Below are 17,538 nucleotides of genomic sequence, written 5' to 3'. Positions count from 1 at the left end.
GGCCATGGGCGAGTCGCAAGCGCTGCTGCGCGTCGAGGACCTGCACGCGCGCCATGCGCTGCCTGCGGTGCCGGCCTGGGGTGGCCTGGTGCATCGCCGCCGCTGGCTGCCGGCGGTAGATGGCGTGAGCTTCGCGCTCGCGCGCGGCGAGGCGCTGGGTCTCATCGGCGAATCGGGCTGCGGCAAGTCGACCCTGGCATCCGTGCTCGCGCGGCTGGCCGATCCGCTGTCGGGCCGCTTGCTGTTCGACCGCATCGATCTGGCCACCGTGCGCGCCGGCCAGGCCGCCGAGGCACCCTGGCGCCATCGCATCCAGATGGTGTTCCAAGACCCTTACGAAAGCCTGGACCCGCGTCGCAGCGCCTTCGACGCGATCGCCGATCCGCTGCGCCGGCTCGCGGCGCTCGACGGCGCGGCGCTGCGCGAACGCGTGCTGCGGACGGCACGGCGCGTGCAGCTCGGCGACGAACTGCTGGCGCGCCGGCCGCACCAGCTCTCGGGTGGCCAGGCCGCGCGCGTGGGCATCGCGCGCGCGCTGGCGCCCGCGCCCGAGCTGCTGATCCTCGACGAGCCCACCGCGGCGCTCGACGTCTCGGTGCAGGCCGGCCTGCTCGCGCTGCTGGCGGGGCTGCGCCGCGAACTCGGCCTCGCGATCCTGTTCATCTCGCACGACCTCGGCGTGGTGCGGCTGCTGTGCGAGCGCGTGCTGGTGATGCGCGCGGGGAGCATCGTCGACGAAGGGGCGCCGCAGGCGCTGTTCGAGCGTCCGCGACATCCCTACACCGCCGAGCTGGCCGCGGCGGTGCCGCGCTTTCCGGCGGCCGCCTGATCGGCCGGCCGGCGCGGCTTCAGGGCTGGAAGTACAGATCCGCGAAGCTCCCGCGGATGTGCTCGCCCGTCGGCCCGTAGTCGCGCACCTTCTTCGCGAGCACCGTGATCGCCGGATTCGCGCCCAGCTCGATCGAGGGCACATCGCGGTGCACGATCTGCTGGAAGTCAACGAAGAGCTGGCGCCGCCTGGTTTCGTCCACTTCCACGGCCGCCGCTTCCAGCAGCCGGTCGACCTCGGGATTGACGTAGTGCGCTGCGTTCGAGAACGGCAGCCCGACCTTGAAGTTCTTCGACCAGAACACGCGCTGCACGCCCACCGTGGGATCGAACAGGTTGGTGAGGCTCTCGAGCGTGATGTCGAAGGCGCGCTCGGTGTAGGCCTTGGTCACGTAGGTCGCGAAGTCGTAGCTCTCGACCGCGGCATCGATGCCGATGCGGCCCAGCGACTGGCGCACGAAGTCGGCCGCGCGGCGTTCCTGGAACGGGTTGTAGAGCACCCGCAGCTTGAGCCGCGTGCCGCCCGCGCCGCGCTTGAAGCCGGCCGCGTCGAGTGCCGCCTCGGCCGCCTTCGGGTCGTAGGGATACGGCTGGATGCTCGCATCGTGGTAGCGCGAGATCCCCTTGCCGATCGGCGAGGCCGAGGGCGTGCCCAGGCCGTACCAGACCGTCTTGGCGAAGGCATTCACGTCGATCGCCTGCGCGATCGCGCGCCGCGCTTCGACCTTCTGCAGCGCCGGCGTGTCGAGATTGAAATAGATCTGCTGGTGGCTGCCGAGGTACGGCGAGATGCGCGTGTCGATCTCCACGCCGGGCAGCTTGCGGAAGCGCTCCACGTCCGACAGCGGAATGCCGCCGGTGCCGTTGGCCAGGTCGGCCGCGCCCGACTCGAGCGCCGCGGCGCGCGCGGCGGCATCGAGCACGAAGCGCACCACCACGCGGTCGAGATACGGCTTGGGCTTGTCCCAGTAGTTCGGGTTGCGCTCGAGGATGATGTGGCTGCCCTGCACCCACTCCTTGAACACGAAGGGGCCGGTGCCGATCGGCTGGCTGTTGTACTTGCTCGCCGCGATGTCCGTGCCTTCGTACAGGTGCTTGGGCACGATCGGCGATTCGGTCGCGGCCAGGGCCGTCAGCAGGAAGGGCGCCGGCTTGCTCAGCACCACCACGGCCGTGTAGGGATCGGGCGTGCGCACCTCCACCACGTTGGCGAAGGTACCGCGGCCGCGCGGGTGCACCTGCTTGAGCGTGAGGATCGAGAAGGCCACGTCGGCCGACGTGAAGTCCTTGCCGTCGTGCCACTTCACGCCCTTGCGCAAGGTGAAGGTGTATTGCAGGCCGTCCGCGCTCAGCGACCAGGCCGTGGCCAGCAGCGGCTTGGGCTTGAGGTCGTAGTCGTAGGTCAGCAGGCCTTCGACGATCTTCGGACCGATCTCGGCATTGCCGCCGGCCGTGGTCGTCAGCGGCACGATGGAAGCCGGCACGGGATTGACCAGCCAGTTCAGCGTGCCGCCCTGCCGGGGCTGGGCCCAGGCGGCGGGCGCGGCCAGCAGCGCGAGGGCCGAGAGCGCGGCGGCGCCGGCGGCCAGCACGCGGCGGCTCGGCGCGCCGATGTTCTTGTTGCGGGAGGGAGATGTCATGTTCGGGTGCGTGTGGCCAGCGAAGCTCGCTCAGAACGCCGGGATGACCGCGCCCTTGTACTTGTCCTGGATGAACTTGCGCACCTCGGGCGTGTGCAGCGTCTTCACCAGCTTGGCGATGGCCGGCGACTGCAGGTTGTCCTTGCGCGCCGCGATGAAGTTGGCGTAGGGCGAATTGCGGCCGTCCTCGATGAACAGCGCGTCACGGCCCGGATCGAGCTTGGCCTCGAGCGCGTAGTTGGTGTTGATCAGCGCGAGGTCCACGTCGGGCAGCGCACGCGGCAGCTGCGCCGATTCGATCTCGCGGATCACCAGCTTCTTCGGATTCGAGACGATGTCGCGCGCGGTCGACTTGATGTTGGCCGGGTCCTTGAGCTTGAGCAGGCCCTGCTTGGCCAGCAGCGCCAGCGCGCGGCCCGAGTTCGACGGATCGTTGGGGATCGCCACCACCGCGCCCTCGCGCAGGTCGGCCGTCTTCTTGATCTTCTGCGAGTAGGCGCCGAAGGGCTCGATGTGCACGTCGCTGTTCGGCACCTCGACGATGTCGGTCTTGCGGTCCTTGTTGAAGGAATCGAGGTAGGGCCGGTTCTGGAAGAAGTTCGCGTCGAGCTGCTTGTCGCCGACCGCGAGGTTGGGCTGCACGTAGTCGTTGAACACCTTGACCTCGAGGTCCACGCCCTGTGCCTTGAGCTGCGGGCGGATGAATTCGAGGATCTCGGCATGCGGCACCGGCGAGGCCGCCACGCGCAGCGTCTCCTGCGCCTGCGCGGACATCGCGCCCAGACCGGCCACCGACAGCACCATCACCGAGAAGGCGCGCTGAAACGAAAACGTCATGGTTGGAATTCCCTCATCGTCAGAAATGAAAAACGCCGGATCGCCCTGTCCTCGCAGGAACGTCCGGCGTTGGGCAGATTAGCGGCGCGTTGGCGCGCTCCCAAGCGATGAATCGGCGCTTGCTTATGTGAATTGCGAGCAAGCGGCGGGCTTGATCCTCAGTTCATGCGCTGCAACAGCACATCGGTCACCGCCACGCTGCCCGAGGCCTTCGGAAACCTCAGCGTGACCTGCTTGATGTGCGCGAGGTCCACGCCATGCAGCGCGAAGGCCTTCAGCGGAACCGCCACCATGCTCAGCAGCGGTCGGGTGGTGCCGGTATCGGCATAGATCGCGTCCGCGGGCGCGTCGACCAGCGGGATCGCGCCGTCGGGCTTGCGCGCGATGCCATAGAGCGCGTCGCTGAAGTCGCTGCCCTTGATCGCCGCCTGGCGATCCTGCGTGTCGGTCAGCGCGATCTCGACCTCCTGGCCGATCGGTGCCACCACGGCGACGCGCAGGCTCAGCGTGTCGAAGCCCTTGGTGGAGAGGTCGCCCGTGTGGATCGTCATCGCGGCACCGGCCGCGGCCCATTGCAACTGGGCCTGGTCCGTGATCGACCAGGTCAGCAGCGTCTTCGCGTCATAGCTGAAGTCGTACAGCGCGCCTTCCTTGAACAGACGATCGACGGCGAGCTGGCTCACGGGGTCGTTGCATGCCGCGTCGCGGTCGGATCTGAGCGCGAGGAAACGGCATTGCACGGCCTGGCTGAACTTCTCGTAGGCGGTCGACAGCCCGCTCGGATTCTTCGCGCTGGCGTCGGCGCTGCGGAAGTTCTGCAGCAACTTGCGTTGCGCGGCCGGTTGGTGGATGGTCAGCACGGCGCGCTCGTCGCAGCTGTTTTCGCCCGCCGGGCAGCCCGCGGCCGGGATCGGCGCCTGTCCCTTCCAGTAGGGCGCGAACTGGAACTCGTCGCCGACGAAGTAGCGCATGAACGATTCCATCAGGAACTGGCCATTGCGCCGCTGGTCTTCGCGGCTCAGGCGCAAGGTCTGCGCCTGTGCGGCCTTGCAGTAGAGCGGCGCCCGGATCTGCGAATCGTCGGTCTTGGACCAGTAGTCGTTGTAGAAGTTGTGGTTGGCGCCCCGCACGAGGACCTGGTACTTGGGCGCGCTGTCGTCCTCGGCGGTGTAGCGGCTCTCGTCGAAGATCTGCCCGCCTTCGAGCGTGTAGACGTCACCATCGCAGCTCGGCAGCAAGGTCATGAACGGCACGTGCGTGACGCGCGACAGCTGCTTCTTGTTGATCGCCGCCAGCGAGAAGACCGCGCGGATGCGATGCGGCAGCCCCGTGGCCGATGGCAGCACGACCCCGGAGCGGCGCAGCTCCTCCTCGGATGCGATCTGCTGCAGCCACTGCTCGCTGTTCGCGTTGATGCGCCGCAGCACCGTGCTCATGTTCCTGAGCGCGGCATCCGCCTTCTCGAGGGCCAACTGCTCGGCGTCGAGCCTGGCCTTGGCGTCGAGCGCCTCGCGCTGCAGCCGCTCCACCTCCTGGGCCAGGGCATCGATTTCCGACGATGGCGCGGGCGGCGACCGGTCCTGCGCTGCCTTGAGCTGGAGTTTCGCCAGCAGCAGCTGCACGGCCGCGTCGGTGGAGGCGGTCAGGGCCTCGTCGACCCGTTTCTGCGCCGCTTCCTGCGCGGCCTGCAGCGGCAGGGCCGCCAGGCGCAGGGCGCGTGTCGCCTCGATGTTCTGGTAGCTGATGCCCACGCGCTGCCGGTTGAGTTCCACCGCATAGGCCACCGCTTCGGCGCCGCGCGAATGCCCGATCAGGCCCACGCGCTCGAGGTCCATCTTTCCCTTCAGCCCCGGCAGCGCGACGCCGTTGAAGACGCCGCTCTCATTGCCTTCGCGCAGCAGGTCGAGCGTGGTCATCAGCAACTGCCCGCGCGCCAGCGCACCGGCATCCGAGGCATTGCCGTTGAGCCCGTTGATCTTTCCCGCGTCGATGGAGACGGCCACGTAGCCGTTCTCGGCCAGGCTCTTCTGAAGGTAGTCGTAGCCCTTGGCATTGTTGAGATCGGAGGCGTCATGCATGCCGTGCAGGAACACCACGACCGGATGGCCGCCGCTGGCCGAGGGCTGGACCTTCGATGTGCCTTGCACGCTGGCCGGCCCGGTCGGATAGCGCACCGTGCCCTGCAGCGGCACGGTGTAGATCACGTCCTTGTAGCGCGCATCGGAGACGGCCGTGGTGCCGAAGCCATAGACCACCTGTTCGGAGGACAGGTAGCCGCCCTTCTCTCCGAAGGGCACGGTCGCGGTGAAGCGCGTGACGACGGAGGGATCTTCCGGCTCGGGTGGGGTCGTCACCGGAATCGTCGGCGCCGGGTCGGCCGTTCCGCCGGTGGCGGTGGTCGTGGGCACGGGTGAAATCAGGGCCAGGGATCCCGCACCGCCATCGCTTCCCCCTCCGCATCCGCTCGCGAGCGCGAATCCCAGAAGCACCGCGCAGGCTTTCAACAAGCGCATGCAACGCTGTCCATTCATTGATCTTCTCCCAGACATTGTTTCGACGATGGGAGCGATCCGCGATCGAGGCACGACTCGCTCCGAGGGGTGTCCGATTCGCGCATGCGGTTCTGTCGATGCGTCGCCGAGCGACGCCTGTCTCTGGTGGTGTGCGCATCTCGCCATTGCGGACCGCGCGGAGAAGCAATTCACATGCCTTTTAGAAAGGCCATGGAATCAGTCGCAATTGATCTGAATTGCCGTTCTTTTAATTAATATTCAGGCAATTGACCGGCTTTATCGACGCGCGATCCTGTGCGCCTGTTCGGCGAAGCTCAGCCGCGATCCGCGTCGTCCCAGACCGCCTCGCGCACCGCGACCGATTTCGGCAGCACGCCGAGCTTGAACAGCCGATCGGCCGTGCGCTGCTGCGAAGCGAGGATCGCGTTCGACAGCGGCACCACGTCGAAGCCCGCATTGGCATTGACCTCGGTCACCACGTCCAGCGGCATGCCGGTGGCGGCCGCAACCGACTTCGCGACCTCGGCGGGGTTGGCCCTGGCCCAGCGGCCGGCCTCGGCCGAACCGTCGATCAGCGCCTTCACATGCGCGGGCCAGGCCTTGGCGAAGCCGGTGTTGGCGAGCAGGAAGGAAGCGCTGTCCTCGAGCACGTCGCCCTGCCAGGCGATCACGCGGGTCTTGTTGCGGCGGCGCGCGATGGTGAAGTACGGGTCCCAGATGGCCCACGCATCGATGTCGCCGCCATCGAAGGCGAAGGCCGCATCGGCCGCGCCCAGGCCGATGCTGGTCACGGCCTTGATGTCCAGGCCCTGGCGTTCGAGCGCGGCCGCCACCAGGTTGTGCGAACTCGATCCCTTGGCATAGCCGATGCGGCGGCCCCGCAGGTCGGCGATGCTTCGGATCGGCGAATCCTCCTTCACGAGGATGCCTTCGGAGCGCGGCGTCGAGGGCTGCGCCGCCACATAGGCCACGCGCCCGCCCGAGGCCTGCAGGAAGATGCAGCCCACGTTGCCCGCATTGCCGAAGGCGACGTCACCGGTGTCCATGGCCTGCAGCAGGTTGAGGCCCGAGGTGAACTCGGCCCATTCGATGCGGATGCCCAGCGGCTCGAAGCGCTTCTCGAACACCTTGAGCTGGCGCGCCACCAACGGAATACCGGTTTTCTGGTAGCCCAGCGTCAGGGTCGATCCCTTGAGGCCGGTGGCGGCGCTCCAGGCGGAAGGGGCGGCGACCAGCGAGGCGGCGCCCGCGGCGAGAGTGAATTGGCGGCGGGTCAGCATGGCGGGATCGATTCAGCGAAAGGGGGCCAGGGTCACAGCGCACCCGCGCTCTCGGGCAGGATGCCGTTGAGCAGGTGGTCGCCGACCACGGTGAACTTGTGGCGCACCGGGTCGTGCAGCGTGTGCACGCGCGCGTTGCGCCAGTGGCGGTCGAAGGCATGCGGCGCCTGCGCGGAACGCGTGCCGCAGAGCTCGAACAGCTTGCTCGAGGCATGCAGCGCGATCTCCGAGGTCAGCACCTTGGCCTCGGCCACCGCGAGCGAGGCCGCGGCGCGGCGTTCGCGGTCGGGCCGGGCGATGGCCTCGTCAAGCGCGAGGCCCGCGCGCTGCGTCATCGCCTCGGCCGCATGCAGGCGGATCTGGATCTCGCCGACCTGCGCGATCACCAGCGCATCGACGATCGCGCGCGGCGCGCCGGCCGGCTGCGCGATCGATGCGTGCTCGCGCAAAAAGCGCACCGTGTCGTCGAGCGCGGCCTGGGCGATGCCGAGGTCGATGCCCACATGGCTGATCTGCGAGACCGCGCCCATCGGCTGCTCGCTGTAGGCGCGGTGGATCGGCAGCACGCAGAGATCGGGCAGCAGCACGTCGTCGAGGTGCACGCGGCCGCTCGCGGTGGTGCGCTGGCCGAAGCTCTGCCAGTCGTCCTCGATGCTCAGGCCCGGCGTGCCCGCCGGAATGATCGCCACCGTCTTCTCGCCGGCCGCGTTCAGGCCGATGGCCGACACGTAGTGCGCGAACAGCGCGCCGGTGGCGTAGATCTTCTCGCCGCGCAGCAGCCAGCCCCGCGGCGTGCGCTCGATCCGCAGCGGCTGCACGGCACCGTCGCGCGGCGCATCGACGTTGGCATTGCCGAAGCGGCAGCCGCGCAGGATCTCGCCGAGGAAGAAGTCCTTCTGCGCCTCGCTGCCGATGGTCGAGAGCCAGAACACGGCGCTGTTGTGGTTCTGCTGGACCTGGCCGATCGAGGCATCGGCCGCCGACAGGATCGCGAACACCCGCGCCACGGTGGCATACGACACGGCCGCGCCGCCATGGGCGCGCGGCAGGTTCATGGCCCACAGGCCGGCGCCCGAGACCTGGTCGAGCTCGCGCTCGGGCAACAGGCGCTGGCTGTCGCGCGCGGCCGCGCCTTCGACCAGTGACTTCGCCACGCGCTGCGCGGCTTCGAGCACCTCGGCGTCGGAGCGCAGCCGCTGCGCCGGCTCGACACGGCGCGCGGTCCGCGGCAGATCCGCCTGGACCTCGATCGATGCGGCCAGCGCGCTCATGCCGCCGCGCGATGCCGCGGCTTGCGGCCGAAGAACGGGTGGCTGGGATCGTTGAAGCCCGGGCGCGACGAATGGCCGGTGGTCACCAGGCCGTCGACCAGTGCCTCGTCCACATCGGTGAAGCGGTACTGCAGCGCGGGCACGTAGTCCTCCCACTGCTCGAGCGTGCGCGGCCCGGCAATGGCCGAGGTCACGAGCCGGTTGTTGAGCACCCAGGCCAGCGCGAACTGGCCCGGCGTGATGCCGCGGCCTTCCACGTGTTCCTTCACGCGCTGCGCGATCTCCAGCGACTCGGGGCGCCATTCGGTCTGCAGGATGCGCTTGTCGTCACGGCCAGCGCGCGTGCCGGGCGGCGGTGCCTCGCCGGGCCGGTACTTGGCCGTGAGCACGCCGCGCGCGAGCGGGCTGTACGACACCACGCCGAGCCCGTAGTACTCGGCCGCGGGCAGGTGTTCGGCCTCGATCTGCCGGTTCGCGAGGTTGTAGAGCGGCTGCGTCGCCACCGGCCGGTCGACATTGAGCGCATCGGCCGTGCGCGCGAACTCGGCGATCTTCCAGGCGCTGTGGTTCGACAAGCCGTAGCTGCGCAGCTTGCCCGCGCGGATCAGGTCGCCGAGCGCACGCACGGTTTCCTCCACCGGCGTCTGGCGGTCCTCGCGGTGCAGGTACAGCAGGTCGATGTGGTCGGTGCCCAGGCGCTTCAGGCTGGCCTCAACCGAGCGCACGATGCCGTGGCGCCCGGTGCCGCGGTTGTTCGGGCCTTCGATGTCGGGATCGGCATTGGCGAACTTGGTCGCCAGCACCCAGTGCTGCCGGTGCGGCGCGATCAGCTCGCCGACCACCGTCTCCGACTGGCCCTGGTTGTAGGCATTGGCGGTGTCGATGAAGTTCACGCCCTGCTCGCGCGCGCGGTCGGCGATGCGTTGCGAGGTCGCGCGGTCGGTCTGGCCGCCGAACATCATGGTGCCGAGGGTCAGCGGCGAGACGAGGATGCCGCTGCGGCCGAGCGGCCGGTAGTCGATGGTGCTCATGGGAGAAGGAAGAAGAGAGGAAGGAAGAGGCGGCGCGCGTGACGCGCCGGCATCAGAAGCGCAGTCCGGCCTGCTTCATCAGTGGCAGGATGCGGTCGCCGAAGAATTCGAGATCGGGCTTGAAGTCGTAGAAGCTCAGCTGCAGGCCGTCGACACCCGCGCGCTTGAGCTGCACGAACTGCTCGACCACCTGCTCGGGCGTGCCGATCACCTCGATGTTGCCGCCGATGGCGCGCCGCTTGGCGGTGTCGTTGCCGACCCGGCCACGCCAGGCATGGGCGTCGCTGTCGAAGCGGTTGAAGCTGGCCTGCGGGTCGACGTCGGCATGCGCCACGATCGCATCGTGGTAGGCCCAGGTCTCCTTCTCGGTCGCGCGGCTGATGACCATGGGATTGAGCAGCGTGCGCACCTCGCGGCCCACGTCGCGCGCGGCCTGTTTCACGCGCGCCGTGTGCGCGGGCAGCGCCTCGATCGCGCTCGGGAAGCTCGAGCCGGCCGGGCTGGTGATGAAGACGATGTCGGAGTAGCGCGCCGCGAACTCGATGCCGGCGTCCGAGCCGGTCGCGTTCACCAGCACGGGCCGCCCGAAGCGCGGCTTGGGCGACACGAAGGCGCCGTCGAGCTTCCACGGCGACTCGCCCTTGAACGACCAGTTCTCGGTGTCGGCCCACAGCCGCTGCACCGCCTCGAGGAACTCGGCCGCGAGCTCGTAGCGCCGGTCGTGCTCGATGCGCTGCGAGCCGAACATCTCGTGTTCGACCGCGCGGTGCCCGGTCACCACGTTGATGCCCCAGCGCCCGCCCGAGATGTGGTCGAGCGTGGCCGCGTACTTGGCCAGGTGCAGCGGATGCAGCGGCCCGTAGAGCACGTGGATGGTCGAGATCAGCAGGATGCGCTGCGTCACCGCGGTGAGCGCGGCCGTCGTCATGAAGGAGTCGAGCGCGTTGCCGTTGAACACCCCGCCGTAGCCGCCCTTGGGCAGCCATTGCGAGAGCGCGAACACCAGGTCGAAGCCCAGCCGTTCGGCCTGCAGCACCAGGTCGCGGTTGTAGTCGAAGCGCCAGTCGGTGGTGCGCGGCAAGGTCGACGCGCTCCAGCCGCCGGCCTGGATCGGCAGGAACAGGCCCAGCAGCACCGGCTGCTCGAAGGCGCGGGAGATCGGGCTGGCGGCGAATTCGGTCGGCGCGACGAAGCGCTCCCATCCGGCGATGGCGCCGGGTCGGTGTGACAGGGACATTGGAGGATTACTTTCTGCTGGCGCGGATTCTGGCCAGCAGGGGCGGGAATGGCACGCCCGTAATTCGCATATCGACATGCGGGGAGGCGCAATGGCGAAGGTGGACGGCTTTGGGGGAACACGAGAAAGCGTAGGAGCGTGGGCATGGAACTCCGCTAACCTCCTTCGGCTCGACTTTTCCCGGAGGTACATTCGCACATGTCAGCCACCCCCACCCCACCGCCCTACTACCACGGCACCAAGGCCGACCTGAACCTCGGTGACCTGATCGAGGCGGGCTACAGCTCCAACTACGGCCAGCGCAGGAAGGCCGTGTATGTCTACCTGAGCGCCACGCTCGAGGCCGCGACCTGGGGCGCCGAGCTGGCCGTCGGCGAGGGCCGCGGCCGGATCTACGTGGTGGAGCCGATCGGCCCGATCGAGGACGACCCCAACCTGACCGACAAGAAATTCCCCGGCAACCCGACGAAGTCCTACCGTACGCGGCATCCGCTGCGGATCACGGGCGAGGTGAAGGATTGGCAGGGCCATGCGCCCGAGCAGCTGCTGGCGATGCGCGAGCGCCTGGAGGAACTCAGGCGCGCGGGCATCGAGGCAATCGAGGACTGAACGCCCATACCTTGTCAGAACACCTTGCCCTCTTCGAGGTGCGTGGTCGTGCCGTTGAGATGGTGGTCGCCGATCACGCGTGCCTTCTGCTGCAGCGGGTTGTGATTGAAGATGGTGCGCAGGTTGCGCCAGTGGCGGTCGAAGTTGTGGCGGCGCGAGGTGGCGGATGCGCCGCCGGCCTCGAAGAGCCGCTCGGCCGCCTGCAGCGCGATGCGGCTCACCGCGAGCTGGGTCTTCGCGGTGGCGAGCGCGCCTTCGAGCACGAGCTGGCGCGTGCGCTCGTCCTCGTGCTCCTTCGCGGCATCGTGCCGCAGCGCCTGCGCCGAGCGATCGAGGCGCCGCGCGTTGTCCGAGACCAGCGCATCGACCGCGTGCGTGGCGGTCGCGAGGTCGCCGACCACCCATTGCGTGAAGTGGTCCTGCGCCGCGCTGTCGGCCGGGCTGTGCGCGGCCGGCCGCGCATGGTGGCGCACGTAGTCGAGCGCGTCGGCAAAGATGTTGCGCACGATGCCCGCGGCCACGGCCACCAGGTAGAGCTGGCGCAGTGACGATGCATGGCGGCGCTGCAGGGTCTTGGGGCTGCCGTACACCAGCTCGTCGGCCTGCACCTCGAGGCCCTCGAACTCCAGGCTGCCGCTCGCGGTCAGGCGCTGGCCCATGCCGTCCCAGTCGTCCTTCACGTGCAGGCCTTCGCGCCGGGTGGGCACGACGATGGCGACATCGCGGCCCTCGGGGTCGCGCACCGCGATGCTCGCGTAGTCCGAGAAGGCGGTGCCGGTGGCGTAGTACTTGCGGCCGTTGAGCACCAGGCGATCGCCATCGCGCTCGAGCGCGGTGGTCACGGTGCCCGACTTGGGCGTGCCGAGCTCGGTGAAGGCGCCGCCGAACAGCGCACCCTCGCGCACGCGCGCCAGTTGCAGCTCGCTGTTCGCATCGGGTGGCGCGGTGGTCCAGAGCTCGATCGCGTTGTAGTGGATGCGCAGCGCATGCGCGACGTTGGAGTCGGCGGCGGCGAGCGTCGCGACCACCTCGATCAGGTCCTCGACCGAGCCGCCGGGACCGCCGCGCTCGGGCGGCACGCGCAGCGCGCCGAGGCCCGAGGCGCGGAACAGCGCGAAGGCCTCGAAGGGCAGCACGCGGTCGCGTTCGCGCTGCGAGGCGCCTTGTGCAATGGCCGCGGCCAGCGCGGGCAGGCGATCGAGCAGGGTCTGGAGGTCGGGCGCCTGCGCGGCGCGATCGGGTGCGTTCATCGGTGAAGGTGCGGTCAGCGAGCGGTCGAGGATGAACGCAGTATGGGCGCGCGGCATGGCCGTTTCCCGCATAAGAAAACTCGCATTCCTGCAATGGCGAACGGGCACGGATCGCGTGGAGCACGGCGCATTTCCAAACGCGAAAAGATGCTAAGCGCGCGCTTGGATTTCGCGGGGATATCCCAGACCATCGGCGGCCCAACCGCTAACCAGTCAGAGAATGAAATTCGATCGATGGGCGCTGCGCGTCGCCCTCGCCGCGGCAGTGGCCGCCGCGCTCCCGGGCGCCTTCGCGCAGGGCACCGCACCCTCCCCCCAACCCATCGACGGCGGCACGCTGACGCTCGCGGTGTCGCAGGAGCCGACCTCGCTGGTGTCCTTCCTCGACACCAAGACCGACAACCGCAACATCAGTGCGAAGATCACCGAGGGCCTGCTGCGCTACGACGCGCAGTTCCGCGCGCAGCCGCTGCTCGCCACGTCGTGGCAGGTCAGCGCCGATGGCCTGAAGTACACCTTCAAGCTGCGCCCCGGCGTGAAGTGGCACGACGGCCGCGACTTCGGCGCGGAGGACGTGCGCTATTCGATCCTCACGCAGAAGAAGCAGGGACCGCGCGGGCGCATCACGCTCGCGAACGTGGAACGCGTCGACGCGCCCGATCCGCTGACCGCGGTGATCGTGCTGTCGAAGCCCGCGCCCTTCCTGCTGAAGTCGCTGTCTTCGGCCGAACTGCCGATCGTGCCCTCGCACCGCTACGCCGACGGCGAGCCGCTGGGCAATCCCAATGTCACTGCGCCGGTGGGCACCGGTCCCTTCGTGTTCGACCAGTGGGTGCGCGGCAGCCACCTGGTGCTCAAGAAGAATCCGAACTACTGGCGCAAGGGCTATCCGCACCTCGACCGCGTGATCGTGAAGTTCGTGCGCGATCCGGCCGCGATCTCCACCGCGGTCGAGACCGGCGAGGTCGACGCGGCGCTCGGCGTGGGGCTGGCCGACCTCGAACGGCTCGAGAAGAACCCGAAGCTCAAGGTCGACGCCACCTACGACGCCTTCCTCAACAACGCCTCGTTCCTCGAGTTCAACCTCGAGAACCCGGTGCTCGCGAACCCGAAGGTGCGGCATGCGATCGCGCAGGCGATCGACCGCAACTTCATCCGCGACACCATCTACCACAAGCGCGTGGAGGTGGTGAACTCTCCGATCCCGCGCGTGCTGGCCGACTACTACGACGACAGCACCTTCCGCTATCCCTTCGACGTGACCGCGGCCAACCGCCTGCTCGACGAGGCCGGCCAGCCGCGCGGCGCGGGCGGCACGCGCTTCTCGCTGCGGCTGAGCTACATCCCGGGCGCGGAATTCAAGCGCACCAGCGACTACCTGCGCGCGGCCTTCTCGCGCATCGGCGTCAAGGTCGAGATCGTCGACGGCGACCTGCCCACCTTCCTCAAGCGCGTCTACAGCACGCGCGACTTCGACATCAACCTCAACGGCCTGGGCCGGCTGTTCGACCCGACGGTGGGCGTGCAGCGCATCTACTGGGGCGACGGGGTGCGCAATCCGCTGATCTGGATCAATGCCTCGCACTACGACAACCCGCAGGTCGACGCGCTGTTCCGCCAGGCCGCGGTCGAACTCGACGGCGCGAAACGCGCGACCCAGTTCCGCCAGATCCAGCAGATCGTCGGCCGCGAGCTGCCGGTGGTGCCGCTGGTCACGGTGCATTCGGCGCTGCAGGTCTACAGCACCCGCGTGCACGAACTCAACAACAGCATCGACCTCACGGCCGGCGACTTCGCCGATGCCTGGATCGAACCCCGCAAGTAAGACAGACGGACGCAACGCCATGAGCCTCCAGGACATCACGAACGATCAACTGCACGCGCTGAGCTTCGCCAGCGCCGGCGAACAGGCCCGCGCGCTGGCCGAGGGCCGCGTCAGCGCGGTGGCGCTGCTCGAGCACCTGCTCGCGCGCATCGACCGCTTCGACGGCGCGCTCAACGCGGTGCCCGTGCGCGACGACGAGCGCGCCCGCGCCGCGGCACGCGAGGCCGACGCGGCGCTCGCGCGCGGCGAGCGCCGGCCGCTGCTGGGCGTGCCGGTCACGGTGAAGGAATCCTTCGACGTGGCGGGCCTGGTCACGAGCAGCGGCAACCCGGCCTTCGCCGACAACGTGGCGCGCGCGGACTCGCTCGCGGTGGCCGCGCTGCGCGAGGCCGGCGCGGTGATCGTCGGCAAGAGCAACGTGCCGCTGGGCCTGGCCGACCTGCAGAGCTACAACGCGGTCTACGGCATCAGCAACAACCCCTGGGACCCGGCGCGCACGCCGGGCGGATCCTCGGGCGGCTCGGCCGCGGCGCTGGCCGCGGGCTACGTGGCGCTGGAGATCGGCACCGACATCGGCGGCTCGATCCGCATTCCCGCGCACTTCAACGGCGTGTACGGCCACAAGCCGACCGCCGGCCTGGTGGCGCTGCGCGGCACCGGCGTGCCCTCGGGCCGCCATGCCGAGCGCGACCTGGTGGTGGCCGGGCCGCTCGCGCGCACGGCGTCCGATCTCGAGCTGGCGCTCGGCCTGCTGATCAATCGCGACCCGCTGCTGGCCAAGGGCTGGAAGGCGAGCCTGCCGCCGGCGCGCCATGCGCGGCTGTCCGATTTCCGCGTCCTGGTGATCGACCAGTGGCCCGGCAACGAGCGCAGCGTGCATGAGCGCCAGGTGAGCGAGCGCGTGGTCGACCGGCTTCGCACGCAGGGCGTGCAGGTGAGCCGGCCGGCCGACCTGCCGCCGGGTCTGCTGCCCGACCTGGTGCGCTCGCACCGCGTCTATCGCAGCCTGCTGGGCTCGTCGCTGGCCGCGCCGCCCGCGCTCAGCGAGGCCGCGCAGCAGCGGCTGGAAGCACTCTCGCCCGAGGACGACAGCGCCGACGCTGCCTGGCTGCGTGCCTCCACGCTGCGCCACAGCCAGTGGCTGCAGGACCACGAGGCGCGCGTGGCGCTGCGCCACCAGTGGGAACGCTTCTTCGCGCAGTTCGACGTGGTGGTGACGCCGGTGGCGCCGCTGCCGGCCTTCCGCCATAACCACAGCGAGCCCAAGGATGCGCGCACCTATCCCGTGGCCTTCGAGGACGGCACGCGCGAGGTGCGCTTCCTCGACCTGTTCGCCTGGGCCGGGCTGCCGGTGCTGCCGGGCCTGCCGGCCACCAGCTTCCCGATCGGGCTCGACGACGAGGGCCTGCCGGTGAGCGCGCAGGCGGTCGGCGCCTACCTCGAGGACCGCACCACCATCGCCTTCGCGCGGCTGCTCGAGGAGGCCTATGGCGGCTTCATCGCGCCGCCGGGCTACGAGGACAGCGTGGCCGCGCCCACGACACCTGCCGCCCCGACCGCGCCCGCCGCATGACGCCGACGCCTCCGATCAGCCGCCGGCATTTCCACCGGCGGCTCGCAGGGCTGCCGCTCGCGCTGGCCGCGGTGCCGGCCGCCGCGGCAAATGCCACGCCCGATGCCGCGCCCCATACCGCACCGGACACCGCGCCGCGCCACAAGCCCGGCAGCGTCGTCACCCTGCTCACCGCGCTCGAGCCGCCCACGCTGGTGGGCCTGGTCAACTCCGCGGCCGGCACCTTCCTGGTGTCGCCCAAGGCGGTCGAGGGCCTGCTGAGCTACGACTTCGACCTGCGCCCACGCCCGCAGCTCGCCGTGGCCTGGGAGGTGCAGCCCGACGGGCTGCAATACACCTTCAGGCTGCGCCGCGGCGTGAAGTGGCACGACGGCCGCCCCTTCACCTCGGCCGACGTGGCCTTCTCGATCCTCGCGCTCAAGCAGTCGCATCCGCGCGGGCGCGCCACCTTCGCGAGCGTGAGCGAGGTGCGCACGCCCGATGCCCACACCGCGGTGCTGGTGCTGAGCAAGCCCGCGCCCTTCCTGCTGACCGCGCTGGCGGCCGCCGAATCGCCGATCGTGCCGCGCCATGTCTACGAGGGTCGCGATCTCGCGAGCCATCCGGCCAACAACGCGCCGATCGGCACCGGGCCCTTCGTGTTCAAGGAATGGCAGCGCGGCAGTCACATCATCTACGAGCGCAACCCCGACTACTGGGATGCCGGCAAGCCCTACATCGACCGCTTGGTGGTGCGCTTCGTGCCCGACCCCGCGGCGGCCGCGGCCGCGCTCGAGAGCGGCACGGTCGACCTGGCCGGCGCGACGCCGGTGCCGATCCCCGACCTCGACCGGCTCAAGGCACTGCCGCACCTGAGCCTGGACACGCGCGGCAACGAGTACTTCAACAACTCGACCACGCGCATCGAGTTCAACCTCGACAACCCCTACTTCAGCCACGCCAAGGTGCGCCAGGCGGTGGCCCATGCGATCGACCGCGAGGTGATCCTCAAGACCGTGTGGTACGGCTACGGCCTGGCCGCGCCGGGCCCGATCTCGCCGGTGCTGCGCGCCTTCTACGAGCCCGCGGCGGGCGTGCCGGGCTTCGACCGCAAGCGCGCCGAGGCACTGCTCGACGAGGCCGGCTTTGCGCGCGGCGCCGACGGCGTGCGCTTTCGCGTGAGCCACGACGTGTTCGACGGCGGCGGCAACCGCGTGGGCCAGTACATCCGCCAGGCGCTCGCGCGCGTGGGCATCGACGTGACGGTGCGCACGCAGGAGTTCGGCGCCTACATCAAGCGCGTCTACACCGACCGCGACTTCGACTTCAACAACCAGGGCATGAGCCAGATGTTCGATCCCGCGGTCGGCATCCAGCGCTTCTACTGGTCGAAGAACTTCCGCCCCGGCGTGCCCTTCTCCAACGGCGCGCACTACGACAACCCCGAGGTCGACCGGCTGCTCGAGGCCGCGGCGGTCGAGAACGATGCCGCGAAGCGGCGCGCGCTCTATGCCGAGTTCCAGCGCGTGATCGCGCGCGAGCTGCCGACCATCGGCCTCGTGGCGGTGGCCCAGGTCACGGTGGCGAATCGCCGCATCGGCGGCCACACGGTCGGCGCCGAGGGCCTGTCGGGCAACTTCGCCGATCTTCACCTCAAGGGATGAG

At 69.5% G+C, this 17,538-nt stretch carries 13 protein-coding genes; 5 read left to right on the top strand and 8 right to left on the bottom strand.

Annotation, left to right across the window (positions count from 1 at the left end; all coding sequences use genetic code 11):
* Positions 1-4 precede the first annotated feature (4 nt).
* Complete coding sequence (locus AC07RM_RS00135) at positions 5-829, top strand: ABC transporter ATP-binding protein (RefSeq protein ID WP_495332057.1); 825 nt, start codon at positions 5-7, stop codon at positions 827-829.
* Between the two features lie 19 nt (positions 830-848).
* On the opposite strand, the gene AC07RM_RS00130 is transcribed toward AC07RM_RS00135, so the two are convergent.
* The 7 genes from AC07RM_RS00130 to AC07RM_RS00100 all read right to left on the bottom strand — a co-directional run bounded on the left by AC07RM_RS00130 (position 849) and on the right by AC07RM_RS00100 (position 10,637).
* A complete protein-coding gene (locus tag AC07RM_RS00130; RefSeq protein WP_495332055.1) occupies positions 849-2,468 on the bottom strand; it encodes an ABC transporter substrate-binding protein in 1,620 nt (539 codons plus the stop codon).
* 30 nt (positions 2,469-2,498) lie between these two features.
* Positions 2,499-3,305, bottom strand: coding sequence for a MetQ/NlpA family ABC transporter substrate-binding protein (locus AC07RM_RS00125; RefSeq protein WP_495332053.1), 807 nt, complete (start codon positions 3,303-3,305; stop codon positions 2,499-2,501).
* Positions 3,306-3,463: 158 nt separating this feature from the next.
* Entirely contained in the window at positions 3,464-5,713 is a 2,250-nt protein-coding gene (locus AC07RM_RS00120; protein ID WP_495332051.1) for an alpha/beta hydrolase, read from the bottom strand.
* A gap of 419 nt (positions 5,714-6,132) precedes the next feature.
* Positions 6,133-7,098 carry an aliphatic sulfonate ABC transporter substrate-binding protein gene (locus AC07RM_RS00115; RefSeq protein WP_495332049.1) on the bottom strand — a complete coding sequence of 322 codons (966 nt, stop codon included), beginning with the start codon at positions 7,096-7,098 and terminating at the stop codon, positions 6,133-6,135.
* Between the two features lie 32 nt (positions 7,099-7,130).
* Complete coding sequence (locus AC07RM_RS00110; protein ID WP_495332048.1) at positions 7,131-8,369, bottom strand: SfnB family sulfur acquisition oxidoreductase; 1,239 nt, start codon at positions 8,367-8,369, stop codon at positions 7,131-7,133.
* Entirely contained in the window at positions 8,366-9,391 is a 1,026-nt protein-coding gene (locus AC07RM_RS00105) for an aldo/keto reductase (protein ID WP_495333392.1), read from the bottom strand. The genes AC07RM_RS00110 and AC07RM_RS00105 overlap by 4 nt, the downstream gene beginning before the upstream one ends.
* 61 nt (positions 9,392-9,452) lie before the next feature.
* Positions 9,453-10,637, bottom strand: a complete 1,185-nt coding sequence (locus AC07RM_RS00100; protein WP_495332046.1) for an LLM class flavin-dependent oxidoreductase — start codon at positions 10,635-10,637, stop codon at positions 9,453-9,455.
* Between the two features lie 198 nt (positions 10,638-10,835).
* Here AC07RM_RS00100 and arr point away from each other — a divergent pair, with 198 nt between their 5' ends.
* Positions 10,836-11,246 carry an NAD(+)--rifampin ADP-ribosyltransferase gene (arr, locus tag AC07RM_RS00095; RefSeq protein WP_495332044.1) on the top strand — a complete coding sequence of 137 codons (411 nt, stop codon included), beginning with the start codon at positions 10,836-10,838 and terminating at the stop codon, positions 11,244-11,246.
* Between the two features lie 14 nt (positions 11,247-11,260).
* On the opposite strand, the gene AC07RM_RS00090 is transcribed toward arr, so the two are convergent.
* On the bottom strand, positions 11,261-12,496 hold the full coding sequence (locus AC07RM_RS00090) for an acyl-CoA dehydrogenase family protein (protein WP_495332042.1): 1,236 nt from the start codon (positions 12,494-12,496) through the stop codon (positions 11,261-11,263).
* Positions 12,497-12,716: 220 nt separating this feature from the next.
* Here AC07RM_RS00090 and AC07RM_RS00085 point away from each other — a divergent pair, with 220 nt between their 5' ends.
* From AC07RM_RS00085 to AC07RM_RS00075, 3 genes are read left to right on the top strand one after another with little or no spacing between them, the layout of a single operon-like run.
* Positions 12,717-14,321, top strand: a complete 1,605-nt coding sequence (locus AC07RM_RS00085) for an ABC transporter substrate-binding protein (protein ID WP_495332040.1) — start codon at positions 12,717-12,719, stop codon at positions 14,319-14,321.
* A gap of 19 nt (positions 14,322-14,340) precedes the next feature.
* On the top strand, positions 14,341-15,894 hold the full coding sequence (locus AC07RM_RS00080; protein WP_495332038.1) for an amidase: 1,554 nt from the start codon (positions 14,341-14,343) through the stop codon (positions 15,892-15,894).
* Positions 15,891-17,537 carry an ABC transporter substrate-binding protein gene (locus tag AC07RM_RS00075; RefSeq protein WP_495332036.1) on the top strand — a complete coding sequence of 549 codons (1,647 nt, stop codon included), beginning with the start codon at positions 15,891-15,893 and terminating at the stop codon, positions 17,535-17,537. Before AC07RM_RS00080 ends, AC07RM_RS00075 begins: the two co-directional genes overlap by 4 nt.
* The last annotated feature ends 1 nt before the right edge of the window (position 17,538 follow it).

The organism is Variovorax sp. GW821-FHT09B05, from assembly GCF_059418265.1.
This window is presented reverse-complemented; position numbering and strand designations above follow the sequence as displayed.